The organism is Massilia violaceinigra (assembly GCF_002752675.1).
GTDB classification, from domain to species: domain Bacteria; phylum Pseudomonadota; class Gammaproteobacteria; order Burkholderiales; family Burkholderiaceae_D; genus Telluria_A; species Telluria_A violaceinigra.
Genome location: NZ_CP024608.1, coordinates 4,817,941 through 4,844,178, shown reverse-complemented (window position 1 = coordinate 4,844,178; position 26,238 = coordinate 4,817,941). Strand labels below are relative to the sequence as shown.

21 protein-coding genes and 2 riboswitches are annotated in these 26,238 nt (G+C 64.4%); of the genes, 9 read left to right on the top strand and 12 right to left on the bottom strand.

The genetic code is table 11. The annotated features are described in order from the left end of the window. Positions 1-2 precede the first annotated feature (2 nt). Both CR152_RS21190 and CR152_RS21185 read left to right on the top strand, forming a co-directional pair. Positions 3-1,640, top strand: a complete 1,638-nt coding sequence (locus tag CR152_RS21190) for a M28 family peptidase (protein ID WP_099878138.1) — start codon at positions 3-5, stop codon at positions 1,638-1,640. 82 nt (positions 1,641-1,722) lie between these two features. Further along, entirely contained in the window at positions 1,723-2,418 is a 696-nt protein-coding gene (locus tag CR152_RS21185; RefSeq protein ID WP_099878136.1) for a dienelactone hydrolase family protein, read from the top strand. A 2-nt stretch (positions 2,419-2,420) separates the two neighbouring features. On the opposite strand, the gene CR152_RS21180 is transcribed toward CR152_RS21185, so the two are convergent. From CR152_RS21180 to CR152_RS21140, 9 genes are all read right to left on the bottom strand, one after another. Further along, on the bottom strand, positions 2,421-2,933 hold the full coding sequence (locus CR152_RS21180) for a hypothetical protein (RefSeq protein ID WP_229413493.1): 513 nt from the start codon (positions 2,931-2,933) through the stop codon (positions 2,421-2,423). Positions 2,934-2,938: 5 nt separating this feature from the next. Next, positions 2,939-3,475 carry a peptide deformylase gene (gene def / locus CR152_RS21175; RefSeq protein ID WP_099878133.1) on the bottom strand — a complete coding sequence of 179 codons (537 nt, stop codon included), beginning with the start codon at positions 3,473-3,475 and terminating at the stop codon, positions 2,939-2,941. Next, positions 3,472-4,365 (bottom strand): UTP--glucose-1-phosphate uridylyltransferase GalU, encoded by an 894-nt coding sequence (gene galU / locus CR152_RS21170; RefSeq protein WP_099878130.1) that lies wholly within the window; start codon positions 4,363-4,365, stop codon positions 3,472-3,474. Before galU ends, def begins: the two co-directional genes overlap by 4 nt. Continuing rightward, positions 4,352-6,385, bottom strand: coding sequence for an NAD-dependent DNA ligase LigA (gene ligA / locus CR152_RS21165; protein ID WP_099878127.1), 2,034 nt, complete (start codon positions 6,383-6,385; stop codon positions 4,352-4,354). The genes galU and ligA overlap by 14 nt, the downstream gene beginning before the upstream one ends. 59 nt (positions 6,386-6,444) lie before the next feature. Beyond that, complete coding sequence (locus CR152_RS21160; protein ID WP_099878124.1) at positions 6,445-7,596, bottom strand: cell division protein ZipA C-terminal FtsZ-binding domain-containing protein; 1,152 nt, start codon at positions 7,594-7,596, stop codon at positions 6,445-6,447. Next, positions 7,593-11,120 carry a chromosome segregation protein SMC gene (gene smc, locus CR152_RS21155; RefSeq protein ID WP_099878121.1) on the bottom strand — a complete coding sequence of 1,176 codons (3,528 nt, stop codon included), beginning with the start codon at positions 11,118-11,120 and terminating at the stop codon, positions 7,593-7,595. The genes CR152_RS21160 and smc overlap by 4 nt, the downstream gene beginning before the upstream one ends. 167 nt (positions 11,121-11,287) lie before the next feature. Then, a protein-coding gene (locus CR152_RS21150) for an IS3 family transposase (RefSeq protein ID WP_099881933.1) occupies positions 11,288-12,657 on the bottom strand; the annotation gives its coding sequence in 2 pieces (ribosomal slippage) (positions 11,288-12,136 and positions 12,139-12,657; 1,368 coding nt in all). Positions 12,658-12,774: 117 nt separating this feature from the next. Beyond that, the gene (locus CR152_RS21145) at positions 12,775-13,443 is read right to left on the bottom strand and encodes a phosphatase PAP2 family protein (RefSeq protein ID WP_229413492.1); all 669 of its coding nucleotides are present in this window, start codon (positions 13,441-13,443) and stop codon (positions 12,775-12,777) included. Between the two features lie 130 nt (positions 13,444-13,573). Beyond that, complete coding sequence (locus CR152_RS21140) at positions 13,574-16,000, bottom strand: DUF1631 family protein (protein ID WP_099878117.1); 2,427 nt, start codon at positions 15,998-16,000, stop codon at positions 13,574-13,576. 258 nt (positions 16,001-16,258) lie between these two features. On the opposite strand from CR152_RS21140, the gene CR152_RS21135 reads away from it, so the two are divergent. Next, positions 16,259-16,870 carry a methyl-accepting chemotaxis protein gene (locus tag CR152_RS21135; protein ID WP_099878115.1) on the top strand — a complete coding sequence of 204 codons (612 nt, stop codon included), beginning with the start codon at positions 16,259-16,261 and terminating at the stop codon, positions 16,868-16,870. Between the two features lie 207 nt (positions 16,871-17,077). Further along, positions 17,078-17,356 (top strand): hypothetical protein, encoded by a 279-nt coding sequence (locus CR152_RS21130; RefSeq protein WP_099878112.1) that lies wholly within the window; start codon positions 17,078-17,080, stop codon positions 17,354-17,356. Positions 17,357-17,531: 175 nt separating this feature from the next. Here the strand turns inward: CR152_RS21130 and CR152_RS21125 are convergent, their stop codons facing one another. Continuing rightward, positions 17,532-18,092 (bottom strand): ATP-dependent Clp protease proteolytic subunit, encoded by a 561-nt coding sequence (locus CR152_RS21125; RefSeq protein ID WP_099878110.1) that lies wholly within the window; start codon positions 18,090-18,092, stop codon positions 17,532-17,534. A gap of 137 nt (positions 18,093-18,229) precedes the next feature. Beyond that, positions 18,230-18,315, top strand: a riboswitch (glycine riboswitch). An 18-nt stretch (positions 18,316-18,333) separates the two neighbouring features. Further along, a riboswitch (glycine riboswitch) is annotated at positions 18,334-18,439 on the top strand. A 72-nt stretch (positions 18,440-18,511) separates the two neighbouring features. On the opposite strand from CR152_RS21125, the gene gcvT reads away from it, so the two are divergent. The 3 genes from gcvT (at position 18,512) to gcvP (ending at position 23,072) form a co-directional block, all read left to right on the top strand. Beyond that, the gene (gene gcvT / locus CR152_RS21120) at positions 18,512-19,630 is read left to right on the top strand and encodes a glycine cleavage system aminomethyltransferase GcvT (RefSeq protein ID WP_099878107.1); all 1,119 of its coding nucleotides are present in this window, start codon (positions 18,512-18,514) and stop codon (positions 19,628-19,630) included. 62 nt (positions 19,631-19,692) lie between these two features. Then, positions 19,693-20,073, top strand: coding sequence for a glycine cleavage system protein GcvH (gene gcvH, locus CR152_RS21115; protein ID WP_054262937.1), 381 nt, complete (start codon positions 19,693-19,695; stop codon positions 20,071-20,073). A gap of 101 nt (positions 20,074-20,174) precedes the next feature. Beyond that, positions 20,175-23,072 (top strand): aminomethyl-transferring glycine dehydrogenase, encoded by a 2,898-nt coding sequence (gene gcvP / locus CR152_RS21110; protein WP_099878104.1) that lies wholly within the window; start codon positions 20,175-20,177, stop codon positions 23,070-23,072. 13 nt (positions 23,073-23,085) lie between these two features. Here the strand turns inward: gcvP and CR152_RS21105 are convergent, their stop codons facing one another. Both CR152_RS21105 and CR152_RS21100 read right to left on the bottom strand, forming a co-directional pair. Next, on the bottom strand, positions 23,086-24,708 hold the full coding sequence (locus CR152_RS21105) for a methyl-accepting chemotaxis protein (protein ID WP_099878101.1): 1,623 nt from the start codon (positions 24,706-24,708) through the stop codon (positions 23,086-23,088). Position 24,709: 1 nt separating this feature from the next. Further along, on the bottom strand, positions 24,710-25,147 hold the full coding sequence (locus CR152_RS21100) for a cache domain-containing protein (RefSeq protein WP_099882615.1): 438 nt from the start codon (positions 25,145-25,147) through the stop codon (positions 24,710-24,712). A 215-nt stretch (positions 25,148-25,362) separates the two neighbouring features. On the opposite strand from CR152_RS21100, the gene CR152_RS21095 reads away from it, so the two are divergent. Together CR152_RS21095 and CR152_RS21090 are read left to right on the top strand one after the other, a co-directional pair. Beyond that, the gene (locus CR152_RS21095; protein WP_229413491.1) at positions 25,363-25,734 is read left to right on the top strand and encodes a hypothetical protein; all 372 of its coding nucleotides are present in this window, start codon (positions 25,363-25,365) and stop codon (positions 25,732-25,734) included. Then, on the top strand, positions 25,731-26,123 hold the full coding sequence (locus CR152_RS21090) for a cupin domain-containing protein (RefSeq protein WP_099878097.1): 393 nt from the start codon (positions 25,731-25,733) through the stop codon (positions 26,121-26,123). Before CR152_RS21095 ends, CR152_RS21090 begins: the two co-directional genes overlap by 4 nt. Positions 26,124-26,238 lie beyond the last annotated feature (115 nt).

The following is a 26,238-nucleotide window of genomic DNA, read 5'->3' as shown; positions in this document are numbered from 1 at the left end:
CAATGCGCCGCGTTTCCGCACTCGCCATCGGCCTCGTCCTCGCCAGCCAGCCGGCCCTCGCCCAGAAACGCGCCGCCGGCGCGGCAACAGCGCCAGTGGTCGCCGAAGCGCCCCTGCGCGCCCACCTCTCCTTTCTGGCCGACGACATGCTCGAAGGCCGCGGCACCGGCCAGCGCGGCGGCGAACTGGCCGTGCGCTATCTCGAAACCCAGGCCGCCGCCATCGGCCTCTTGCCCGGCGTCGGGAAGGCGTACCGCCAGTCCGTGAAAATGGTCGGCACCAAGACGCTCTCCACCAGCGCGGTGAGCTTCGATGTGGGCGGCAAGACGATGTCGCCGCAGCTCGGCAAGGAGATCGTCTTCAACAACGCCAGCGGCAAATCGAAAGTGCGCTTCGACGCGCCGGTGCTGTTCGTCGGCTACGGCATCAGCGCCGACGATGAAAACTGGGACGACTACAAGGGCGTCGACGTCACGGGCAAGCTGCTGATCATGATGGTCAACGACCCCAAGCCCACGGCGGCGGAACCGAACCGCTTCGGCGGCAAATCGCTCACCTACCCCGGGCGCTGGATGTACAAATACGAAGAAGCGCTGCGCCGCGGCGCCGCCGGCGTACTGCTGATTCACACGACCGAGTCGGCCTCCTACCCGTGGAGCGTGCCGGCCAACGGCATGAGCAAGGAGCAGTTCCACCTGGCCGGCGAAGGCAACGCGCTGCAAGGCTGGCTGCAGGAAGAGACGGTGCGCGCCCTGTTCGCGGCCGCCGGCCAGGACCTCGACGCCCTGCGCGCCAAAGCGGAAGTGCGCCGCTTCAAGGCGGTCGATCTGAAAGCGCGTGCCACGGTCGCCGTCGACAGCGCCATCCGCCCGGTCGAACAGTTCAATGTGGTCGGCATCGTGCCGGGCACCGACGCGAAGCTCAAGGAGCAGGCCGTGATCTATTCGGCCCACTGGGACCACCTCGGCATCGACAGCGCCGAAGGCAAGCCCGATCACATCTGGAACGGCGCGGTCGACAACGCCTCCGGCTCGGCGGCGCTGCTGACGATGGCGCAGGTGGCGGTGCGCCAGCCGGCCCGCCGCACCCAGATTTTCCTGTGGCCGTGCGCCGAGGAACAGGGCCTGATCGGCAGCCTCGGTTACGTGCGCGACCCGGTCTGGCCGCTGGCAAAAACGGCGGCGGACCTGAACCTGGACAGCATGAACTTCGTCGGCCTCACGCGCGACATCGGCGTGGCCGGCGCGGAACGCAGCAGCCTGCACGCCAGCGCCGCCAAGGTGGCCAAGGCCATGGGCCTGCGCCTGGCGCCGCCAATTTCCGACCTGGGAGGAGCCTACTTCCGCGCCGACCATTTCAATTTTGCCAAAGCGGGCGTGCCGGCGTTTAATGTGGGTTCGGCGGTGTTCTCGGGCGATGGCAGCTTTGAGTTCGACCACGAACACGGCGCCTCAAACGCGAAGATGGTCGGTTTCAAGGATCACTACCATCAGGTCAGCGACGAGTACAACCCGGCCTGGGATTTGCGCGGCATGGTGCAGCAGGCGCAGTTCACCCTCAATCTCGGGTATGAGGTGGCCAATGCGGCCACCATGCCGACCTGGAACAAGGGTGACCCGCTGGGGAAAGTAAAGCGTTGAGCAGGACGCCCGTGTTACGCGGGCGTTCCGGATTGCCTGTTTGTGCCACAATTGTCTCCTCACCAGCGTAAGGAGGCAGCACATGAACGAACGCATTTCCATCGATACGCCTGACGGCAGCTTTGGTGCCTACGTCGCCCGTCCGGCCGCCACGCCCGCTCCGTCCATCGTCGTCCTGCAAGAGATCTTCGGCATCAACGCCGACCTGCGCGAGACGTGCGACCGTCTCGCCGCGCAAGGCTACATCGCGGTTTGCCCCGACCTGTTCTGGCGCCTCGAACCGAATGTGGAATTGACCGACAAGACCGACGCCGAATGGAAAAAGGCCATGACGCTCTATAAAGCGTTCGACGTGGACAAGGGCGTGGACGATATCGCCGCCACCCTGGCGGCGGCGCGCGTCCTGCCCGGCGCCACCGGCAAGGCGGGCGTGATGGGCTTTTGCATGGGCGGCCTGCTGACCTTCCTGACCGCCACCCGCGCCAGGCCCGACGCCGCGGTCGCCTACTACGGCGGCGGCACCGAGAAGCACACCGGCGCCTTCAAGAATCTCGCCTGCCCGCTGATGATGCACCTGGGCGAAGCCGACGAATACATTTCAGCAAACGCGCGCGCCGCCATCGCCCAAGCGGCCGAGGGCAACCCGCTCGTGCAGATCTTTACCTATCCCGGCCAGAACCACGCCTTCGCGCGCTGGAACGGCGTGCACTTCGACGCGCAGGCGGCCGCGCAGGCCAACGACAGGACGCGGGCCTTTTTCGCGCAGCACCTCAAGTAGGACTACTCGAACAGCTTGAGTTTGAGCTGCACCGAAATCCCGCCATGCAGCCGGTCTTTATAGGTCGGCACCACCGCCACGTTCACGCCCACGCGCTTGTACTCGAACGTGGCGGTCGGAATCGCAGCCAGGAACCAGCCGCCGTCGCGCATCTTGGGATAGCCGTCGAAGCCGCCCAGCACCGCCCCAAGGCGCACGCCCGCGTACGACAGGGGCTGGTAATACATGCCCACATACTTCGAGTGCTGGCGGTCACTGTTGAAGAAACGTCCCGCCGTCAGCGCCGAATGCTCCGACAGGCGGTACTCGACGCCGACCCCGGGATTGCGCCCGTTGAGGTCCTTGTCGCTCTGGAAGTGGTAGGTCGCAAAGCCGCTGGTGAGCCATACCTGGCTGCGCTTTTCGCTGCCGTCGAAGGCGGTGGCGTTAGCGTCAGGGGTGGCCGCATCCTGGGCCAGCGCCGGAGCGCACACGAGCAGCGCCAGGCCCAGGGCCGGCAAAGTCTTCAATATCATGGTGATCAATCGTCTTCGTCAGGGTCCAGGTCGGGGAACATGACCTGCGTGTAGCCAAATTTGGTGAAGTCCTCGATCCGCATCGGATACAGGATGCCGAGCAGGTGGTCGACTTCGTGCTGCACCACGCGCGCATGAAAGCCGTCGACTTCACGCTCGATGCGCTTGCCATGCTGGTCCACGCCTTCGTAGCGCAGGTGCGTGAAGCGCGGCACGCTGCCGCGCAGTCCCGGCACCGACAGGCAGCCTTCGAACGCTTCTTCCTTGTGTTTCGACAGCGGCGTGAGCACAGGATTGATCAGCACCGTCTGCGGCACCGCCGGCGCGTCCGGATAGCGCTGGTTGTCCTTGAAGCCGAAAATCACCAGCTGCAAATTGACGCCGATCTGCGGCGCGGCCAGCCCGGCGCCATTCGCATGGTGCATGGTGTCGAACATGTCGGCGATCAGTGCCTCCATGGCCGGCGTGCCGAACTCGCGTACCGGTTCGGCCACCCGCAGCAAACGCGGGTCGCCCATCTTGAGGATCTCGCGGACGGTCATGAGAAATTCTGCTCGCGGTGCAGCTGTTCGAGGAAGGTGCGGAAGCCCTCGCCGGTTTCAGGGTGCTTCAGGCCCATCGCCGTCATTGCCGTCAGGTAGCCCAGCTTGGAGCCGCAATCGTAGCGCTGGCCCGCATAGCGGTAAGCCAGCACGCGTTCGGCGGCCATCAGCGCGGCAATGCCGTCGGTGAGCTGGATTTCGCCGCCGGCGCCGGTGCCGATGTGCTCCAGGTAGCGGAAAATCTTGGGCGACAAAATATAGCGCCCCACCACCGCCAGGGTCGACGGCGCCACGTCAGGCATCGGCTTTTCGACGATTTCGGACACCAGTTCCAGGTTTTCCCGGTACGAGGTCGCTTTCACGATGCCGTACTGGCGCGTGTTCGCGCGCGGTACTTCTTGCACCGCCAGCACGCTGCATTGCTCGTAGGCGTAGACGTCGGTCATCTGCGCCAGCACCGGACGCTCGCCCGGATCGGTGTCCATGAAGTCGTCCGCCAGCAGCACCGCGAACGGCTCGTTGCCCACCACCGGACGCGCGCACAGCACCGCATGCCCGAGGCCCAGCGGCGCGGACTGGCGAATGTAGATGCAGTTGATGTTCTTCGGGATGACGTTGCGCACCAGTTCGAGCAGCGCCTCCTTGCCGGCTGCTTCGAGTTCCGATTCGAGTTCGTAGGCCTTGTCGAAATGGTCTTCGATGGCGCGCTTGTTGCGGCCCGTGATGAAGATCATTTCGGTGATGCCGGCGGCGACCGCCTCTTCGACCGCATACTGGATCAGCGGCTTGTCGACGATCGGCAGCATTTCCTTCGGCTGTGCCTTGGTGGCCGGCAGAAAACGGCTACCGAGACCGGCTACGGGAAAGACTGCTTTTCTAACTGGATTCATCTTGATTCGGTTCCGTGGAAGATGCTGTCGCCAGCAGTGAAAGAAGGGCCGCTTCGTCGAGGAGCGTGATGCCGAGCTCCTGCGCCTTGGCCAGTTTGCTGCCGGCATCCGCACCGGCAACGACATAGGAGGTCTTTTTCGATACCGATCCGGAGACTTTGCCGCCGGCTGCTTCGACCAGCGCGCCGGCTTCGTCGCGCGACAGGGTCGGCAAGGTGCCGGTGATGACAAAGGTCTTGCCGGCCATGGCGCCCGTGTTCTTCATCACGTGCTCGCCTTCCTTCCAGCGCAGCACGCCGGAGAGAAGGCGCACCAGCGCCAGGTTATCGGCATCGGTCAAAAATTCGCTGATCGAGCGCGCCACGATCGGGCCGATGTCGGGCACTTCCAGCAGTTGCAGGCCGCCTTCGAAGCTGGCCGCGTGCAGCAGCGCTTCGAGGTTGCCGAAGTGCTGGGCCAGCGCCTTGGCGGTCGACTCGCCGACATTCCGGATACCGAGCGCGTAAATGAAGCGCGCCATAGTGGTGTCGCGCGATTTTTCGAGCGCGTCGACCACGTTCTGGGCCGACTTGGCGGCCATGCGGTCAAGACCGGCCAGCTTGTCCTTGTCGAGCGTGTACAGGTCGGCCGCGTTGTGGATCAGGCCCTTGTCGACCAGTTGTTCGATCAGCTGGTCGCCCAGGCCTTCGACGTCGAGCGCGCGGCGCGACACGAAGTGCATCAAGCCACCCTTCTTCTGGGCGCTGCAGTGGGTCCAGCCGCCGGAGCAGCGTGCCACGGCTTCGTCATCCATGCGCACGATCGGCGAGCCGCACACCGGGCAGTTGGCCGGCATGACGAATTCGCGCACATCAAGCGGACGGCGCTCGGCCACGAACGACACCACTTCGGGAATCACGTCGCCGGCGCGGCGCACGATGACCGTGTCGCCGATGCGGATATCCTTGCGCCGCACTTCGCCTTCGTTGTGCAAGGTGGCGTTGGTGACGTTCACGCCGCCCACGTTGACCTGCGCCAGGCGCGCCACCGGGGTGATCGCGCCGGTGCGGCCGACCTGCACTTCGATGTCGAGCACCTGCGTGAGCGCCTCTTCGGCCGGGAATTTGTGGGCGATGGCAAAGCGCGGCGCGCGCGACACAAAACCAAGTTGTTGCTGCTGTTCGAGGCTGTTGACTTTATAGACCACGCCGTCGATCTCGTAGGCCAGGCTTGGGCGACGCTTGCCGATGTCGCGGTAGTAGTCGATCAAGCCTTGCGCGCCGGTGACGACGGCGCGCTCGTTTGACACCGGCAGGCCGAGCGTCTGGTACCAGTCCAGCAGGGCCGAATGCGATGGCGGCATGTCGGCGCCTTCCAGCGCGCCGACTCCGTAGGAAAAGAAGCGCAGACTGCGCTGGGCGGTGATGCGCGAGTCGAGCTGGCGCAGGCTGCCGGCGGCGGCGTTGCGCGGGTTGGCGAATTCCTTCTGGCCGGCGTCGCGCTGGCGCGCATTGAGCTTGGCGAAATCGGCCTTGTACATCAACACTTCGCCACGCACTTCGAGCACCGCCGGCACCGTGTCGCCATGCAGGCGCAGAGGAATGGCGCGCACCGTGCGGATGTTCGCCGTCACGTCTTCGCCGGTGGCGCCGTCGCCGCGCGTGGCGGCCTGCACGAACACGCCGTTCTCGTAGCGCAGGCTGATCGCCAGGCCGTCGAATTTGAGTTCGGCCGCATACTCGACCTGCTCCGCGTCGAGGCCTTCGCGCGCGCGGCGGTCGAAGTTTTCGATATCCTCGTCCTCGAAGCCGTTGTTCAGCGAGAGCATGGGAATGCTGTGCGTGACCTGATTGAACTCGGGCAGGGGCGTCGCGCCCACGCGGTAGGTGGGCGAGTCGACCGAAACCGCTTCCGGGTGCGCCGCTTCGAGCGCCTGCAGTTCGCGGAACAGGCGGTCGTACTCGGCGTCCGGAATGGTCGGCGCGTCCTGCACGTGGTAAGAAAAAATGTGGCGATTCAGTTCGGCCGTGAGCTGCGCCATGCGGCCGAGGTAATCGCTGTCCTGCGTTGCTGTTGTTGTCGTCACGATGATCTTTTTTATTAGCTGAACAAGCGCATGGCGCGCGTCGAACCGGCCGGAATGTCGGCCGCTTCCATCTCCTGGTAGAAATCGAGCACCTGGCTGTTGATTTCGGCAAGCGCCTGGTCGGTCAGCGGCTGGTCGCTGTCGTCGACGATGACGGCATCCAGGCGCCCCACCAGCGCCTTGGCGCAATTAAGCATGGCGCCGAAACCATCTCGCGCCGGTGCCACGCATGGCACGTCCAGCAGCAAGGTCAGGCGCGAGGTGGTGTCGGCGCCGAGGGTGACATTGGTGGTCAAGGTGAACAGCTGGCCGCCGTCGCCATCCGGCATGATGTAGCGCCCGTCGGGACGCACATCGAAGCCCTGCTTCTCCAGCGCGCCGATCAGGGTCGCGATCGACCACGGGGCGCCGTACGACATCAGGTTCACTCCCAGCTGGGCATCGTGCCCGGCCACGAAGCGGTGCAAGGTGCGCGACTCGCCCATGACTTCGATCATGTCCGGAATTTCCGGCTCGGCGCCGATGTCGTCGGCCACCGCGCGCAATCGTGTGACCAGTTCGGAGTATTCGAGTTCGTTCAGCGCCGTGGTACGGCTGGCCATCTGCACGCCGGCCTGCAACTTGGTGTAGACGCCGCCGTGGACGATCGGTTCCCAGTCGCCGTTGACGTGCAGGCCTATGAAGTGCACCGGCTTGTTGCCGACGTGGCGCAGGGTGTGCAGGATCGGCAGGATTTTGTCGCCCCGCACCGGCGCTTCGAGCGCCAGCGGAATCAGCACATCGATCAGCGGGTCGACCAGGCTGGTGGCCAGCTCGGTGGCCGGGCTCAGTGCTTCAACCGGCACTGCCACGGGTGCCACCGGCGCGACTGATTCAACCGGTTCGTCGTCGAAACGCGCAGCCGGTGCTGCTGCGACCGGCGCCGCGACCGGCACGGGGGCCGCCGCAGGCGTGTCGTCGGCCACCGGCACCGGGGCCGGCTTGGCGTCGAACGTCGGCTCGCTGCGCACGATGTCGCCGGGACGCAGCAGCACATCGTCATGCTCGGACGAGAAGGCGCGTTCGACACTCTTCTTGGCCTTATGCTCCTGCCACTTGTTGTATGCGAAGACGCCGGCGACGAATACGCCGGCGGCACCGATCAGGCTCATTTGTAAATCTGTCATGCTGCTTGTGCCTCGGTAGCAAAATTTGCGGCGGACTCCATGTCCACCGCCACAATGCGCGATACGCCCTGCTCCTGCATCGTCACACCGATCAGTTGATTGGCCATTTCCATCGCAATTTTATTGTGCGAGATGAAAAGGAATTGAGTATGGTCCGACATCCGTTTTACCATGCGGCAGAATCGCTCGGTGTTCGCGTCGTCCAGCGGCGCGTCGACTTCGTCGAGCAGGCAGAATGGCGCCGGATTGAGGCGGAACATGGAAAACACCAGCGCGGTCGCGGTCAGCGCTTTTTCGCCGCCCGACAGCAAGTGGATGGTGGCGTTCTTTTTGCCCGGCGGCTGCGCCATGACCTGCACGCCGGAGTCGAGAATTTCGTCGCCCGTCATCACCAGCTTGGCGTTGCCGCCGCCGAAGAGGATCGGGAACAGTTCCGAAAAATGGTGATTCACCTTGTCGAAGGTATCCTGCAGCAGTTCGCGCGTTTCCTTGTCGATGCGGGCGATCGCGTCTTCCAGGGTCATGATCGCCTCGTTCAGGTCATTGTTCTGCGCGTCGAGGAAGTTCTTGCGCTCGGACGCCTGCGCCAGCTCGTCGAGCGCGGCCAGGTTGACCGCGCCGAGCAGCGCGATGGCGTTCGTCAAACGCGTCACCTCGCCCTGCAGGTAGGACGGCTTCATGTCGGGATGGAGCTTTTCGGAGAGCGCCGCTTCGTCGGCGTCGACCGTCTTTAACGCCTCGGCGAACTGCTCCTGGTTCAGGCGCGCGGCCTGTTCCTTGAGCTGCATTTCCATGATCTTGTCGCGCTGCGGCTGCAGGCTGCGTTCGGACTGGGTGCGCGTGTCTTCGGCGGCGCGCAGCTGCTGGGTGATCTGGTCGAGCTCATGGCGCGCATCGGACAGCGCGCGCTCCTGGCTGGTGCGCCGGTCCAGCAAGTCTTGCAGGCCGTCGCTGGCGGCGCCGCTTTCCAGCGCTTCGAGCTCCATCTGACCGACCGCGATGCTCTCGCTTACCTGGGCCGCCTGCTGCGTGGCGGTGGCGATATTGCGGCGCAGTTCCTCGATCTTGCTGCGCTGGGTTTTTTCGGCGAACTGCGCTTCCTGGGCCGCGCGCTCCAACTCGCGCAGCTTTTCGCGCGCGTCCGTCAGCGCCTGTTCGCGGCTCAGGAAATCGGTCTGGCCATCTTCGTGCGCGCCCTGCAGCTCGGCCAGTTCCATGTCGAGCTGCTCGAACTTTTCTTCGGACTCCATGCGGATCTGCTGCTGTTCGGCTTCCTGCGCCGCGATCTCGGCCAGATCGGCCTGGATCTGGGTGCTGCGCTGGTTGAAGCGCGCCTCGACCTCGGACTGCTTGACCACCTCGATCTGCAGCGCGTGCACGCCTTGCGTGAGCGTGGCCACGCGCTGGCGCGCATCCTGCAGGCGCCGCGTGAGGTCCGACATGGCGGCGTCGGCGCGCACCGCGCGGGCGCGCGCTTCGTCGGCCAGCATGGTCTGCACGCGCAGCTGCTTGCCGATGTTGTCGATCTCCTGCTGCCGCCCCAGCATGCCATCCTGCTCGCTGTCGGCCGCGTAGAAACGCACGCTGGACTGGGTCACCACGTGGCCCTGGCGCGTGATGAACGAGCCGCCCTGCGGCAGGCGCGTGCGCTCGGCAAAGGCGCTGGCGGTGTCTTCGGCGGCGAAGACATTGTGCAGCCAATCGCCCAGCAATCCGCGCAGCCCCGGCTCATTGAGCTTGAGCAGGCTGACGAACGACGTGAGGCCCGGTACTTCGCTTGGCGCCGCGGCGCCGGCGAGCGATGGCGCGTACAGGGCGAGCTTGGCCGGCGGCGCATCGCTGAAAAAGGCCTTGGCCCATTCGATATTCGACATTTCGAGCGCGCCGGTGCGCTCGCGCAGCACCGATTCGAGCGCCGTTTCCCAACCCTGTTCGATGCCGAGCTTTTGCCACAGGCGCGGCAGCCCATCGAGTTCGTGCTTTTGCAGCCAGGGCTGGACCTTGCCCTGCGTTTGCACGCGTTCCTGCAACTGCTTCAAGGCCGACAGGCGCGCTTCGAGCTGCGCATTGGCCGCCGACTCGGCATTGACCTGCGCCTGCGCCGCGGCCCGTTCTTCTTCGGTGCGCTGCTGCTGTTCGGTCGCGTCTTCGAGCAGCATGGTCTGCTCTTCCAGCGCCTGCTGCTTTTCTTCGAGCTGCATGCGCAGGTTGGCCAGGTGGCTGCTGTCGGGCAGATTGAGCCCGTTCTTTTCCTGCTGCAGGCGCTCGCGCCGCGTTTGCAGGCCATTGAGGATGTTCGAAGCATTGCGCTGGTGCGCCGATTCGAGTTCGATCTGCTGCTGCGCCTGCATGATGCGGGCACGCGATTCGGTGGTCTTGTGCTGGGCCGCGCGCCAAGCGGCATCGAGGTCCGGCAGGCGCTCGCCCTGGGCTTCGGCGTTCATCTGCGACTGTTCGACCCGCCCGCCCAGTTCTTCGAGCAGGTACTCGGCTTCCTCGATCTGCTGCTGGTAATCCTGGCCCTGCGTCTGCCACTGGTTGCGCTGGGCGTTCAGCGCCAGCAGCTGGTTCTGCAGGCGGCTGCGCGATTCGATGACGAACTTGATCTGCGCTTCCAGGCTGCCGATTTCCGAGTTGGTCTGGTACAGGTGGCCCTGCGCCGTGTGCAGGCGGTCGCCCACCGAAAAGTGCGCCTGGCGCATGTGTTCGAGATCGAGTTCGACGTGGCGCAGCTTGGCCGTCTGCTCCTCCAGATCGGTCTGGGCCTGCTCCATCTCGCGGAAGTAGCGATTCTGCTCGGTCTGCGCTTCGTTCTTGCGCAGCAGCCAGAGGAGTTTTTGCTTTTCTTCCTGGTCCGCCTGCAGCGAATGGAATTTGTTGGCGACGACCGCCTGCGCTTCGAGCTTTTCGAGGTTGGCGTTCAGTTCGCGCAGGATGTCTTCCACCCGCAGCAGGTTTTCGCGCGTGTCGTTGAGGCGGTTTTCGGTTTCGCGCCGGCGTTCCTTGTACTTCGACACGCCGGCCGCTTCTTCGAGGAACACGCGCAGTTCTTCCGGGCGCGACTCGATGATGCGCGAGATCATGCCCTGGCCGATGATGGCGTAGGCGCGCGGACCGAGGCCCGTGCCGAGGAAAATATCCTGGATGTCGCGCCGGCGCACCGGCTGGCTGTTGATGTAGTAGGTCGAGGTGCCGTCGCGCGTGAGGGTGCGCTTGACGGCGATTTCGGCGTACTGGCCCCACTGGCCGGAAGCCTTGCCGTCGTTATTGTCGAACACCAGTTCGACCGAGGCGCGCCCGGCCGGCTTGCGGTGGGTGGAGCCGTTGAAAATGACGTCCTGCATGGACTCGCCGCGCAGCTCGGATGCCTTCGATTCGCCCAGCACCCAGCGCACCGCGTCGATGATGTTCGACTTGCCGCAACCATTGGGACCGACCACGCCAACCAGCTGCCCCGGCACCTGGAAATTGGTGGGATCGACGAATGACTTAAATCCCGACAATTTAATGGAAGACAGGCGCACGTTGTATAGCTAGCTCGGGAATCCTAAAGGTGTCCATCATACCATTTGTTGTCATGTTTTCGGGGGGATGAGGCGTCGGGCCGGGGCGGAGTTCTTTGCTGAGCGGAGGGGCCTTGGATTCCCGCCGGTGAAGTGACCCAAGAAAGTTGGACGGTGTTTTGATTAAATCAAAGCGAATGCTGGGTTCGGTATTGCACCGGGCTCAGTCCGTTCAGCTTCATCTTGATACGGCAGTGATTATAGTAGTCAATGTACTCGGCCAGACCTTTTTTCAACTCGTCGACGCTACTAAATTTGTTCAGGTGGTAATACTCCGTCTTCAGCACTGCGAAGAAGCTCTCCATGGCTGCGTTGTCGAGGCAGTTGCCTTTGCGAGACATGCTCTGCACGATGCCTTTCTGCGCCAGCATGTGCTGGTAGGCCGGCATGCGATACTGCCATCCCTGATCTGAATGGACGATCGGTTTATCGTCGGCACGCAACTTCCGGAAGGCTTTTTTGAGCATGCCTGTCACCAGTCCGAGTACCGGACGCGTGTCCATTTCATACGCTACAATTTCCCCGTTGAACAGGTCCATCACGGGTGATAGATACACTTTCTGACCAGCGACTTTCATCTCGGTGACGTCGGTTGCCCACTTCTGATTCACCCCCTCTGCGTTGAAATCGCGCAGCAAGATGTTCGGCGCAGTCTTGCCCACTTCCCCCTTGTACGACTTGTATTTCTTGATGCGTACCAGCGATGTCAGCTTCATTGCCTGCATGCAGCGCTGGACGGTATTGGCGCATGCGCGATGGCCTGCCTTGCGCAGCACGTCAGCGATACGCCGATAGCCCATACGCCCCTTGTGTGCCTGATAGGTCGTCTCGATACCCTGCTTCAAGTGCGCATGCTTGTCGCCGTCTTGCGCAACCTTCTTTTGATAGTAAAACGTACTACGTTTCAGACCGGTAAGCGCAAGCAACTGCGCAATGGGAAATTGCAGCCTTAACTCGTGGACTATGTGCGCTTTTTGCGCATTGCCGCAGCCTGTTCGGCCGCTTGAGCTAAGGCTCTCCGCTTTTTTAGAACGGCGACCTCCATCCGTAACTGGTTCAGTTCCACCAGCAACTCTTCACGGCTACGTGTGGCATCACTATGCACGCTGGCAGGTGCAACTTGCTTGGGTAAATCAGCCATGCGCTTGGGTCTTCCTCTGGGTTTGCGGATCAGTGGCACTATACCGCCATCACGAAAATCGCGCTCCCAAACCCCGACGTAGCCCTGCGCGCGAATATTGAACCTGGCCGCCGTTTCCACATACGATAATTTGTTCGCCCACATGTACCGCAAAACCTCAAGCTTCTCATCGGCGCTGTACTGAACAGACTTCCTCGGTTCAAGGCCAGCTTTGCCGTGATAGCGGTGGAACAGTACCCAACGGCGTACTTGGCCGTAGCTAACGTTGTTGATGCGGCCTACTTCCTTATAGCCCATCAAGCCACGTACATATTGCTTAGCGATTTTTAGCTTGAATGCCGTCGTATGCTTCGTCATCGACTTCCCCCAAAAAGTAGAAACGGTGTCCAACTTTTTTGGGTCAGTTCACGGCGCGGGAAGGACGGTTTTACGGGTTGTGGCAACAAAACGACTGAGGACGCTCAACATTTCACCCTAGAAACAGACGTAGTTGAAGTAGCGCTCGGCCTTGGGGCACGGCGGGGAGTAAGGATTGCGCGTCGGCCCCCAGGTGGCCGTCGTGTAGACACGGTCGACCCCGGACAGGCCGAGCGCCAGGCCCGTCATCCACTGCTGGGAATTGTGCGATTCGCCCCTGTACGGAATGCACAGCACGGCCAGGGTCAGCGCGATCAAAGTCAAGCTGGGCTGAAACTGGCGGTTTGAGCGCACCAGCGCGATGAAACCGGCCGCGCAGGCCAGTCCGAGCAGGCAGCCCAGAATCGCTTCCGAGCTGCTGTGGGTTTCGACCATCACGCGCGAGAGCGTCACGCCCAGCGCCAGCGCCACGCCGAGGCCGACCGCGACGTAGCGCCACATCTTGCTGCGTCCGCACAGCGCCAGGTAGGCCGCCACCGGAAACACGGCCGCGGCACGCGCGGCGTGACCGCTGAAGCCCGCGAAATGCAGCGCTTCGATGCCGATGCCCCAGCCGAGAAAGGCGATCTTGCTGCCGATGACGATCAACAGGGTGGCGCCGAACAGCAGGCACCAGTACAGGGCGCGGCGGCGGCAGTGGGCGGCGGCGAGCCAGACGGCAATGGCGATACCCAGGGGTGCGGTGACGGCGATGCCGCCCAGCGCGGTGAGGTGATACCAATTCATAGACAAAAGCCGGAAGTGAAAAAAGCCGGGCATGGGCGGCAGTGCAGAAACTGTCCAATGCCCGCTCAGGCCCGGCCCGAATGATACGCGAATGTAAACAATGTGCGAATACTAACGGAACACGCCTGCCTCAGGCAGCGACCGACTGCGCCGATTTTTCCGTGTCGCCGAGCGCCTCGTCCATCGCCTGCGACAGTGCGCGGCCGACCACGCCCTCGACCTTCATCACGCGCACGCGCTGGGCGCGGTAGGCTTCGATGAGCTTGTCGGACGAGAGGGAAAACGCTTCCTGGCGCGCCCCGGTCGAGAAAATGTACAGGGTGCGCAGCGGGCTGATCCAGGCCAGCTTGACCTTGCGGATGCTGCCGTCCGGGTCGGTGAATTCGATCCACATATTGCGTTCGAGGGCATCGACGCCCAGTTCGGCGTCGTCCAGTTCGACGTGGGCCGCTTCTTCGGCCGCGGCCAGGGCTTCGTTTTCCTTTTCCAGCCGGCGCATCGCATCTTGCTGGGCAACTTCAACGGCGATTTCGAGCTGGCGTTCCGGCGTGATGTCGAGCGGCGCGCGCACTATTGACGCGTGGCACTCCGCCAGGTCGGCGAAGAACTGGATACGGTCGGCATCTTGCCACTTGATGACGTCCAACCATTTGTTCAGGGTCGCCAGCAGACTCGGCAGCTTGCCGATCAGGTCGCGCCGCTGTTCGTGCGTGATCTTCGGCTTGACGCTCCAGATCAGCTCATCCATCGTCTTGGTGGCATTGCCGACCGCGCCCGGCTTGTCGTCCTCGACGCTGTAGGCGACCGTCATGACGGAGGTCCACTTGTTTTCTAGAAAGGTTTCCAGCATGGCCACTACTTGCCCGCTGCCGACCCGGGCGGCGACCGCGCTCCTGGCCGAACGGGTTGCGGCGGTGACTTTTTCCTGGCGCAGGGCGGCGGCGATCGGGGCCGCGATGGCGGTCGCCGCCGCCGTTTCCTCGGCCTTGATGGTTTCTTCGAGCTCGGCCACCACTTCCGAAAACACATCGGCCGGCGCGCCGCCGTCATCCTGGTCGCGCCCGACCCGCTCCACGCCGCGCTGCATGACCTGGAACAGCGGATCGTCCGGGCCGGAGCGCTGCTCCAGGCCCATGGTCGACATCAGGTCGATCATGCGGCGCGCCGGGTGCGTTTCCTCGAAGAAGAAATTCTTGTCGGCCAGCGCCGCCTTGAGCACCGGAATCTGCAGCGACTGGATCAGGTCGCGCGAATCTTTCGGAATATTCGGATCGAGCAAGACCGTCTCGAAAATCTTCGACAGCAGGTCGATGGTGCTTTCGTCGCCGCGCGACAGTGATCCTTTTGGAATGCTTTCCTTCAAGCGCGGCAAATAAAATACATTGCCCGCCTGCGCCTCGGCCGGGGTCGGCGCCACGTTGCTGAACTGTTCCGGCATGCGGCCCTGCAAGCCCTTGAGCACGTCGAGCAGGGAAGCGGGAACCATCACCTGGCCGCCGTCCATGACCTGGCCGAAGCTGCCCGCGGCAATACCGCCGCCCGCAAACTGGGCCGGCGCGAAGCCGCCTGCGGCGTGGCTGCCCTGCCCCGGCGCGCCGCCCTGGTGCGCCGGGCCGCCATGCCATGGCGCGGCCGGCACGCTGGCCTCGCCCGCGTCGCCGCCCGGCGCGCCCTGGAAGGCGGCGGCGCCGCTCGGACGCCAGCCGCCGGCCGATGGCGCCATGGCCGGCAGGTCGGGAATCATCGGAATGTCGAAGGCGGACGCGGCCGCCGGCGCGTCGTCGTCGTCGCGCAGGAACTGGCGCAGCTGCTTGGCCAGTTCGGCCTGGCCGCTGGCGCGCGCTTTCTTGGCCGCGGCCGCGCTTTCGGTTTTCTTGATCTTGAAGGCGTCCACCGAGCCGGGCTGGACACCCTTGTTCATCAGCAGATCGCACAGCGCGTCGTACATCGGCGCGAAGTCGAACAGCAGCGACGGGCGCAGCATCGGCAGGATCAGCCCGTGGGCCTCCTCGTCCGGCTCGAACTCGCGCCAAGCCTGGTGCAAGGCCGACAGGAACATTTCGGGACGGAAGGGATTCTGGCTGATGCGCAGCACATCGCGTTCGAGCAGGAAGCCCAGGCGCACATTGAGGGTGGCGATCTGGGTCGCATACTGCATTTCGAAGGGACGGCTGATGGCGTCGAAGGCGACGCGGCTGTCCATTTCCTCGTAGGGCACCAGTTCCAGCGCGGCGGGCAAAGCCATCGCGGATTTTTTCAGCGGCGGCAACAGCACGTCGACCTCGGCACGCATGGCGCGCCCGATGCCGGCGGCAGCAACATGAAAGAAGGCGTAGGTGTTGTTTTTTAGCAGATTCCCCGACTTGACCCGCTGAAACACAGTGCGCGCATCGAGCGCTGGGTCCGTCACATCCAGCAACGCCGCAACCAGACGCGTCGCCACGGCCATCAAGTGGTCGTTGGCATGCTTGGTCACGGTCACGACCAGCGCCTCCAACAGCTCGTGGCGCGACGGACCAGTCTTCCTTGCTGCGGCGGATGGTGAAGGTGGAGCCATTGTCTGCTCGTTGGGGGGTTAGAGATCTTTTGCCATAACAAACATTCTCTCACATTATTGCCGACTGGCAACGGGAAAATTTGAAACAAAGCGTTATTTTTTGTTCAATCGCCTTATTTTCATAACCATTCTTGCTTTTCCCTAAAGCAAAAGCCGATTGTCGTCATTTGGACTGTTGATGAAAAACAAACCCGAAATAAAAAGTTTCTCTAACATAATTACAATTCCACGCAGCAACCTGCCTCTTGAGGACTAGCCATGATAACGATCCGCCGCCGCGATCTCAAGCTCACCCTGTGTCTGGGCTTTGCCGTCCTGGTCGGGCTGGGCGTCTGGCTGTCCATTGTACTGCTGAGTCAGCTTGAACAGATGAAAGCGGTAACGGCACCTGCGTTCCAAAGTTTAGGCGATCGTTTGGGTCCCTTGACCGGCATCATGGCCGACGACAGCGCCGCGCGCGCCGAGGCCGAGTACGCCGGGGCTCGCCTGTGGGTCTGGTTTTGCATAGGCGCCAACGCGGCCGGGGCCGTGCTGCTCGGGTTGTGGCTCAAGGCAGCGATGCTAGCGACTCCCGCGCCGGTGCGGCGCAAGCCTGGGGCGGCGGCGTCGACCGTGGCGGGCAACGGGCTGATCGTGCGTGCCATCGAGCGCAGCGCGCAGTCCGGCGCCGGGCTCGCCATGCACGGCGAGCGCAACGCGGCGCGCGCCTTGCCCGCGCCACGGACCGCAGGTGCGGGCGCGGGCGATGCGGCGGCACGGCTGGCCCGGCTGAGCCGGATTATCGACGCCGTGGCCTTCCAGACCACCATCCTCGCCGTCAACGCCGCGGTCGAGGCGGCACGCGCCGGACAGACGCCGCCGCGCCACTGAGCGCGCGCTAAGCGCGCGCCACGAAGCGATTTCTTCCGTGCATTAGTTGCAATCCTATAGGAACTACTCCTACACGAGTGCAAGGTGAATTCCGATACCTCTTCAACGGTGCGGCTCGCATGATGATGTTACCGGCAACGCTGAAGAGAGCGCCTCTTCAGCATCACCGGCGAGCACGACATTTTCAAACTTTCAAAAGGAATGAACATGAACTCGAATCAGAAAAGCGGTCAGGGCAACAAGCAAAGCGATAGTTCCAGCTCGAACAAGCAATCGGGCTCGCAAGGTTCCGGCAGCGGTTCGCGCTCCGGCGGCGGCACCCAGGGCGGAACCCATGAGCAGCACGTGGAAGCCGGCCGTCAAAGCCATAAGAATGACGACAAGGACAGCGGGTCGAAACAGTCCGGTTCGGGTTCGGGCAGCAAGCAGTCCGGATCGAATTCCGGCAGCAGCAGCGGCAGCAAAAGCGGCGGCGACAAACGCTGATCGCTAGCATGACGCAGGCGTCGCCGGGTTTCCGGGCGGCGCCATGCGCTATTTAAACAGGAAGCAATAGAAAGAGTCTGCACCGGCCCCGCCGTTGACAGGCTCTTTTTTTGACTGCGCGCCGCAACCAGCCATCGTGACCGGCACGAGCAGTCACGACGGCTGGTTCACTGGTTCAGATATTGCGAATATGAACACCCTTCGGCGGCGCAAAGTCGGCCACGTCATTGATCATGCGGGCGATCTTGGCATCGCGCGCGGTCAGGTGCAGGTCGGAATACTGGTGGATCGCCCACTGCTCCGGCAGCAGCTCGATGTGCTTGCGCAAAATCGATTCGGTGCGCGCATCGTCGGCCCGCAAGCCTTCGACGATGATATTGAGCGCATCCGGACGCGCGCCGGGCGATGCCGTCGCATGCGACTTGTGCACCATGAAGCGCGCCGTCTCGCTGGCGTAGCGCCGCGCGCCCGACAGAAACAGGATGACGGCGATCGACGCCACCGCCCCGGCGTTGTACATGACGAACTTGACAGGCGAGTTCGACAGGAAGTTGTACAGGCAAAGCCCGTCGCTGACGTAGCCGCCATTCGACTGGATCAGCACGTGCGCCGTTTCGACGCCGTTCTCGCTCATGCCGGACACCGCCTCGAACACGCGGTGCACCATATCGCTGTTCACATCGCCCGACAAGGTGAACCAGGCATCGGTCTGTTGGATCGTTTTTTCTTCGCTCATGGCTGTATGCTCGCAAAGTAGATGAATTATTTTAACAAATCGGGCGGACCATGGTTTTCCATGGGTAGCTCATTCGTGCGCCCCCTAAAGGACATCCCTGCAAGGTTGACAGTTGCGCCCTGCTGGCATATCCTCCACAGTCTTGATCGGGAGAGGGCAGCGCACGCTGCCGCCGAAGGGGCATCACCCAAAAACTCTCAGGCAAAAGGACCGGTCAGGGGTCGGCGGCGCACAGCGCCCCCGGCTGAACTCTGGAGAGCGGCCGCGGCACCATGCCGGCGGCCCACCGAAGGGGCAGGCGGAGCATCATCCGCTATCTCTCAGGTACCAAGGACAGAGGGGCGCGAAGCATTCAGGGACGGCAAGAGCCGCTCCACGTCTGCTCGTCGTACCCCCATTCACTCTGCCTTGAGGATTCCATGACGCTTAAAGCGACCCCGCTCAATTCCGCACACCGCGCCGCCGGCGCCAAGATGGTCGATTTCGGCGGCTGGGACATGCCCGTCAACTACGGCTCGCAAATCGAAGAACACCAGGCCGTGCGCGGCGACGTCGGCATGTTCGATGTGTCGCACATGTGCGTGGTCGATATCGAAGGCGAGAACGCCCGCCCTTTCCTGCGCTCCCTGCTGGCCAATAACGTCGACAAGCTGCAGGTGGCCGGCAAGGCCCTGTATTCGTGCATGCTCAATCCGCAAGGCTTCGTCATCGACGACCTGATCGTCTACTTCTTCAGCGAGACCTGGTTCCGCCTGGTCGTCAACGCCGGCACCGCCGAAAAAGACGTGGCCTGGATCGGCGCCCAGAACGACGCCACCAGGAGCGGCGTGACCATCACCCAGCGCCGCGACGGCATTGATCCGATGGCGCTGATCGCCGTCCAGGGCCCGAACGCGCGCGCCAGGGTGTGGCAGGTGCTGCCGGCCACCCAGGCCGCTTCCGAGCCCCTGAAACCGTTCAACGCCGTCATCGTCAAGGACACCGCCTTCGGCGAAGTGATGGTGGCGCGCACCGGCTACACCGGCGAAGACGGCTTCGAGCTGGCCTTCCCCGCTTCCCAGGCCGATGCGCTGTGGAACGCGCTGGTGGCCGCCGGCGTCAAGCCGGCCGGCCTGGGCGCGCGCGACACGCTGCGCCTGGAAGCGGGCATGAACCTGTACGGCCAGGACATGGACGACACGGTCAACCCGCTCGACGCCGGCCTGGCCTGGACCGTCGACCTGCTCGCCGAGCGCGACTTCATCGGCAAGACCGCGCTCAAAGCGATGGGCCAGAATTTTCAGTTCGTGGGCCTGATCCTGCGCGAAAAAGGCGGCATCCTGCGCGCGCACCAGAAAGTGGTGGCCGCTGACGGCAGCACCGGCGAAATCACCAGCGGTACCTTCAGCCCGACCATGCAGGAAGCGATCGCCCTGGCGCGCGTGCCGATGGGCGTGGCCGTGGGCGACACCGTGCACGTCGAAATCCGCGACAAAAAGCTGGCCGCCAGCGTCGTCAAGCTGCCGTTCGTGCGAAACGGTAAAATCCTCGCTGCCTGATCGGGGCAACACACACCAATTAGTAGTATTTACATCGACCGCGACCTCTTGGAGCAAACATTATGAACATCCCAGCCGACCTGAAATACACCGAGTCCCACGAATGGGTGCGTGCCGAAGCTGACGGCACCCTCACCGTCGGCATCACCGAATATGCGCAGGACGCGCTGGGCGACATCGTCTTCGTCGAACTGCCGAAAGTGGGCAAGGTCTTCACCGCCGGCGACGACGCCGCCGTGGTCGAATCGGTCAAGGCCGCCAGCGACATCTATGCGCCGGTGTCGGGCGAGTGCATCGCCGTCAACGATGCCGTCGCCGACGCGCCGGACTCGATCAACACCGACGCCTTCGCGGCCTGGCTGTTCAAGCTCAAACCAAGCGACGCCGGCGCCATCAACGGCCTGCTCGACGCCGCCGCCTACGGCAAAGCCACCGCGGAATAAAATTCCCGGCCGCCGCCCGCCGGCGGCCTTTTCCTTTCAGTTCGCCGCCGTGCTGGGTATCCGACAGCGCCGGCGGCAGTCCTTTTTCGGCCCCGACTACCATGACCCGCACCAGCCTGACCCAACTCGAAGCACGCGACTCGTTCATCCCGCGCCATATCGGCCCGTCCACCGCCGAACAGGCAGCCATGCTGGCCACGCTCGGCTATCCATCGCGCGCGGCGCTGATCGACGCCATCGTGCCCGCCAACATCCGCAAGAAGAGCAAGCTGGAACTGGGCCAGTTCTTCGACCCGTTGCCGGAACAGGCTGCGCTGGGCAAACTCAAGGCGCTGGCCGCCAAGAACAAGGTCATGAAGTCGATGATCGGCCAGGGCTACTTCAACAGCCATACGCCGGGCGTCATCCTGCGCAATATCTTTGAAAACCCGGCCTGGTACACCGCCTACACGCCCTACCAGCCGGAGATTTCGCAAGGCCGCCTGGAAGCGATCCTGAACTTCCAGCAAATGATCACCGACCTGACCGGCATGGGCATCGCCAACTCGTCGATGCTCGACGAAGGCACCGCCGCCGCTGAAGCGATGACGCTGATCCAGCGCGTCGGCAAGTCGGCCTCGAACGTGTTCTACGTGGCCGACGACGTGCTGCCGCAAACGCTGGAAGTGGTGCAAACGCGCGCCCAGCCGATCGGCGTGGAAGTGCGCACCATCGCGGCGGCCGACATCGGCGGCCTGTCCGAGCCATGCTTCGGTGTGCTGATCCAGTACCCGGGCGTGAACGGCGACGTGCGCGACTACCGCGCCGCCGTCGAAAAACTGCACGCGGCCGGCGCCATGGTGATCGCCGCCGCCGACCTGCTGGCATTGACCCTGCTGGCGCCGCCGGGCGACTGGGGCTGCGATGTCGTCGTCGGCAACAGCCAGCGCTTCGGCGTGCCGCTCGGTTTCGGCGGCCCGCACGCCGGCTACCTGGCCACGCGCGACGAATTCAAGCGCAGCATGGCCGGCCGCCTGGTGGGCGTGACCATCGATGCGCAGGGCAACAAGGCATACCGCCTGGCGCTGCAAACGCGCGAGCAGCACATCCGCCGCGAAAAAGCCACCTCCAACATCTGCACCGCGCAGGTGCTGCTGGCGGTGATGGCGTCGATGTACGCGGTCTACCACGGCCCTGAAGGCTTGCAGCGCATCGCCCGCCGCGTGCACCGCTTCACCGCCATCCTGGCCGCCAAGCTCGGCCAGCTCGGCTACGACGTCGTCAACAAGACCTACTTCGACACGCTCACCGTCAAGAGCGCGCGCGCGGCCGAACTGCACGCGATCGCCACCGAACATGGCGTGAACCTGCGCAAGGTCGACGCCGGCCACGTCGGCATCTCGCTCGACGAAACCACCACCCGCGAAGACATCGCGCTGCTGTGGACGATTTTCGCCCAGGGCGTCTCGAGCTCCCCTGCATCGCCGGACTTCGACGCCATCGAAGCGAGCGCGCAGGATGCCTATCCGGCAGCGCTGGCCCGTACCAGCACTTACCTGACCCACCCGACCTTCAACCGCTACCACGCGGAACACGAAATGCTGCGCTACCTGCGCGGCCTGGCCGACAAGGACCTGGCGCTGGACCGCACCATGATCCCGCTTGGCTCGTGCACCATGAAGCTCAACGCGACCAGCGAAATGATCCCGGTCACCTGGCCCGAGTTCTCCAACATCCACCCGTTCGCGCCGGACGCGCAAACGGTCGGCTACCGCGAAATGATCGGCCAGCTGGAAGACATGCTGTGCGCGCTGACCGGTTACGCCGCCGTGTCGCTGCAGCCGAACGCCGGCTCGCAGGGCGAATACGCGGGCCTGCTGGTGATCAAGGCTTACCATGAATCGCGCGGCGAAGGCCACCGCAATATTTGCCTGATTCCGTCGTCGGCGCACGGCACCAACCCGGCATCGGCCAATATGGTCGGCATGAAGGTGGTCGTCACCGCCTGCGACGACAGCGGCAACGTCGACTTGGCGGATCTGCGCGCCAAGGCCGAACAGCACAGCGCCAACCTGGCCTGCGTGATGGTGACCTACCCGTCGACCCACGGCGTGTTCGAGGAAGGCATCCAGGAACTGTGCGAGATCATCCACTCGCACGGCGGCCAGGTCTACATCGACGGCGCCAACATGAACGCGCTGGTCGGCGTGGCGGCACCGGGCAGCTTCGGCGGCGATGTGAGCCACCTGAACCTGCACAAGACCTTCTGCATCCCGCACGGCGGCGGCGGCCCTGGCGTCGGCCCGATCGGCGTGGGCGCGCACCTGGCCAGGTTCTTGCCGAACCAGCGTTCGACCGGCTACACGCGCGACGAAGCCGGCATCGGCGCGGTCAGCGCGGCGCCGTACGGCTCGGCCAGCATCCTGCCGATTTCGTGGATGTACATCGCGATGATGGGCGGCGAAGGCCTGACGGCAGCGACCGAAACGGCGATCCTGGCGGCCAACTACATCGCGCGCCGCCTGGCCCCGCACTATCCGGTGCTGTACACGGGCCACGACGGCCTGGTGGCGCACGAGTGCATCCTGGACCTGCGTCCGATCACCGACGCCACCGGCATCAGCAACGAGGACGTGGCCAAGCGCCTGATGGACTTCGGTTTCCATGCGCCGACGATGAGCTTCCCGGTGCCGGGCACCCTGATGATCGAGCCGACCGAAAGCGAATCGAAGGCCGAGATGGACCGCTTCATCGACGCCATGATTGCGATCCACGCCGAAATCGTCAAGGTCGAGCGCGGCGAGTACGACCGCATGGACAACCCGCTCAAGGGTGCGCCGCACACGGCCGAAGTGGTGACCGCCGACGTCTGGGAGCACAAGTACAGCCGCGAGGCAGCCGCCTTCCCGGTGGCGTCGCTGCGCAAGCAGAAGTACTGGCCGCCGGTCGGCCGCGCCGACAATGTGTACGGCGACCGCAACCTGTTCTGCGGCTGCGCGCCGATCAGCGACTACGAGTAAGCCGGTAGTATCGTCAGGGCCGCCGCGAGGCCAGCCGCAGATGCGGTATGGTCTTCTTCGGCGGCCCTGCCGGGTCAAGCACGCTGTCGTCGATGCGAAATCCGCTGACCGCTTTCGACAGGGTCAGCGCCTGGCACTGCAGCCTTTGCGCCGCCGATGCCGCTTCTTCCACCAGCACGGAATTTTGCCGTGTCATCTGGTCCATCTGCACGATCGCGTCGCTCACCGCGCCGATGCCGCCGGCCTGCCCTGCGCTGGCTTGCCCGATCTGGCTGACCATGTCCCCCACCTGCTGCACCGATTGCGCGATGCCGGCCATGCGCAGTCCCGCTTCCGACGCGCCCGCGCTGCCGCCGTCGATCTCGGCGAGCGACTGCGCAATGAGCTCCTTGATTTCGCGCGCGGCGCTGGCCGAGCGCTGCGCCAGCAGGCGCACTTCGCCCGCCACCGTGGCAAAGCCGTGGCCCTGCTCCCCGACCCGCGCCGCTTCGACCGCCGCGTTGAGGGCCAGCGCATTGGTCTGGCACGCCAGGTTGTCGATCACGCCGACAATCTGCGCAACGCGCTGCGAACTGCCGCGCACCGCGGCCATGGTCAGCACCAGCCGGTCGAGCATACCGCCGCCGCACATGGCCTGCGCCGAGGCCTGGTCGGCCAGCAGGTTGGCGCTGCGCGCGCTGTGGGCCGCAACGCCGGCCGTGGCGCCGAGTCCTTCGACCGTGCTGGCGGCCTGTTTCAGTACGCTGGCCTGGGCCGCGTTGCGGCTGGCCAGGCCGGCGCTGCCGAGGGCGATGTCGCGCGAAGCGCTGTCGATCGAGCGCGCCGATGCCAGGATGTTTTTCAGGGTCGCGTTCAGAGTGCCGATGCTGGCGTCGAGCGTGCGCGCGGTGTCGGCGATTTCGTCGCGCCCGTAGCTGCGCTTTCTCACCGTCAGGTTGCCGCTGGCCAGTTCGCCGGCGGTCTCGCTCAGACCGCGCACGTCGCGCAGCAGCGCGCGCCGCACCAGCATGGTGATGCCGAGCGTGCCGGCGACCGACAGGGCCACCAGCAGCGGCATCAGCACCGACAGGGCGGCAAAGTCGGCGGCGGCGCGGGTCGACGCGCGTTCGCTCAGATCCTGCTCGAAGCGCGCCAGTTCCGACAGGCGCATGGCCACCACGCCGAAAGCCTGTTCGGCCTTGGACATGGCGTTCGCGCTCATCGAGTGGTCGACCTGGGACAGCTCGATCACGTCGAGAATGGCGCGCATGTAGACCGCATGCGCGGACCCGGCCTGAGTGATGAAGCGCTGCTCGGCACTGGCGCGGGCGGTGCGCCCGGCCAGGGCCGCGAACTTGCGCTCGATGGCGGCGTGGCGCTGATAGATATCCTGGCCCAGGTGCTCGATGCGCGGCGCCGAAAAGCTGGCGCTGATCCAGGTCAGCAACTGGTACATGCGCGCATGCGCGTGCTGCGCATCGGCCACCAGTTCGTTGGCATCGCGGATGCGGGCGGCACGCTCGTTGACGATGGTGTCGACCGCCTGGTTCTGGCGCACCATCGCATACCATGCGCTGCTTGACGAGAGGATCAGCAACAGCAGCACCAGGCCGGGTGCGAGCAGCAGCTTGGGACCGATGCGCAGGCGCTCCAGCATGTCAGTGCTTGTAGACGCCGGCTTCCAGGGCCACGTCGCCAATACGCAACACATACGTGGTTTTGGCCTCGACCTTGCCGTTGACCGGGTTCTTGAACTTGTAGTCGACCCAGCCGCGGCCGGGTCCGTTGGCGATGGCAATCATTTCGTGGCGGAACAGCTTGCCGTCGGCGTCGGGCACGTCGCGCAAATCCTTGCCGATCAGCGCCGTGGTCGGGTGCGCGACCGTGATGCCGGTCAGGTCGCGCATGGCCACGTACAGGGTGCCACGGTTGTACTCCGGGTCGCGGGTATTGATCAAACGGATCATTTCCTCCTTGCCGCGCAGCTTCATGAAGCGCGCGCCCTTCTCCACCAGTGCCACCGCGTCTTTTTCGCCCGGCTCGGCAGCGGCCGGGGCGCTCCAGCCGGCGCCGCTCCACAAACAGGCCAGCAGCATGCCAGCCTTGATGAGTATCTTCACAATGTTGTCCTTCAACGTCGGTGAACGCGCATTCAGGTGCCGGGACAGGTATGATTTGCTGCCAGTCGGCCTGCGCAAGATGAGTTGGCGCAATGTTTCCTGAGCGCATAGGTTAATTTACGCGTTCGCGCGGGGCGGCGGTTTGCGCGGGATCAATCGTGCGGATCGCACCTATCAGTCAAGGAAGAGAGATGAATCGTTCAGTGGTTGCCCTGCTATTGTCAGGCCTGGTGTTTCCCGGCGCCGGGCAGTATTACCTGGGCAGGCGCGCGCGCGCCTGCCTGTTTATCGTGCCGACCCTCGTCGCGGCCATCTATTTTTTCAAGCAGGTGGTCGCCACCGCCTCGCGCATGGCCGATGAAGTGCTGAGCGGCGCCCTGCCGGCCGACCCGGTGCTGATCGCCGAGCGCCTGCACCAGCAGGGCGATACGGCCACGCCGCTGATGAATATCGCCGCCGCGGTGATGCTGGCGTGCTGGGTGGCCAGCCTGGTCGACGCCTGGCTGCTGGCGCGCGCGCTGGAACGGGGCGCGCTGCCACGCAAAGAGGAAGGCGCGCCATGAGCCGGCCCGCCTCGATCGGCGCCGGCTTAGTGGCGCTGGCGCTGGCCGGCTGCGCCGCGCCCCAGGCCAGCGGCATCGTGCGCACGCCGGTGCTCAGGGCCGCGGCCTCGTTTCCCAACACCGAGGCGGTAGTGATGCGGGTCGAACTGGCCGCCGGCGCGCGCGCCGGGCGCCACAGCCACCCGGGCGACGAAATCGGCTACGTGCTCGAAGGCGAGGGCCAGCTGCTGATCGACGGCGCCGCGCCGCGCACCGTGCGCGCCGGCGAAGCCTTCGTGATCCCGGCCGGCATCGTGCATGATGCGCACAACCCCGGCACCGCCACCATGCGCCTGGTCGGGGTGTACATGGTCGAACAGGGCAAGCCGCTGGCCACCCCGGCCAAATAAGGGGCGCCGCGGCCACGATTGTGGCGCTGGGCCGACAGACGCAGGGGCATTTCTGTACAAGCAGGCCACAAGCTGCCAAAATGTTGATGTACGTCAATTTTCAAGACGTACCCAC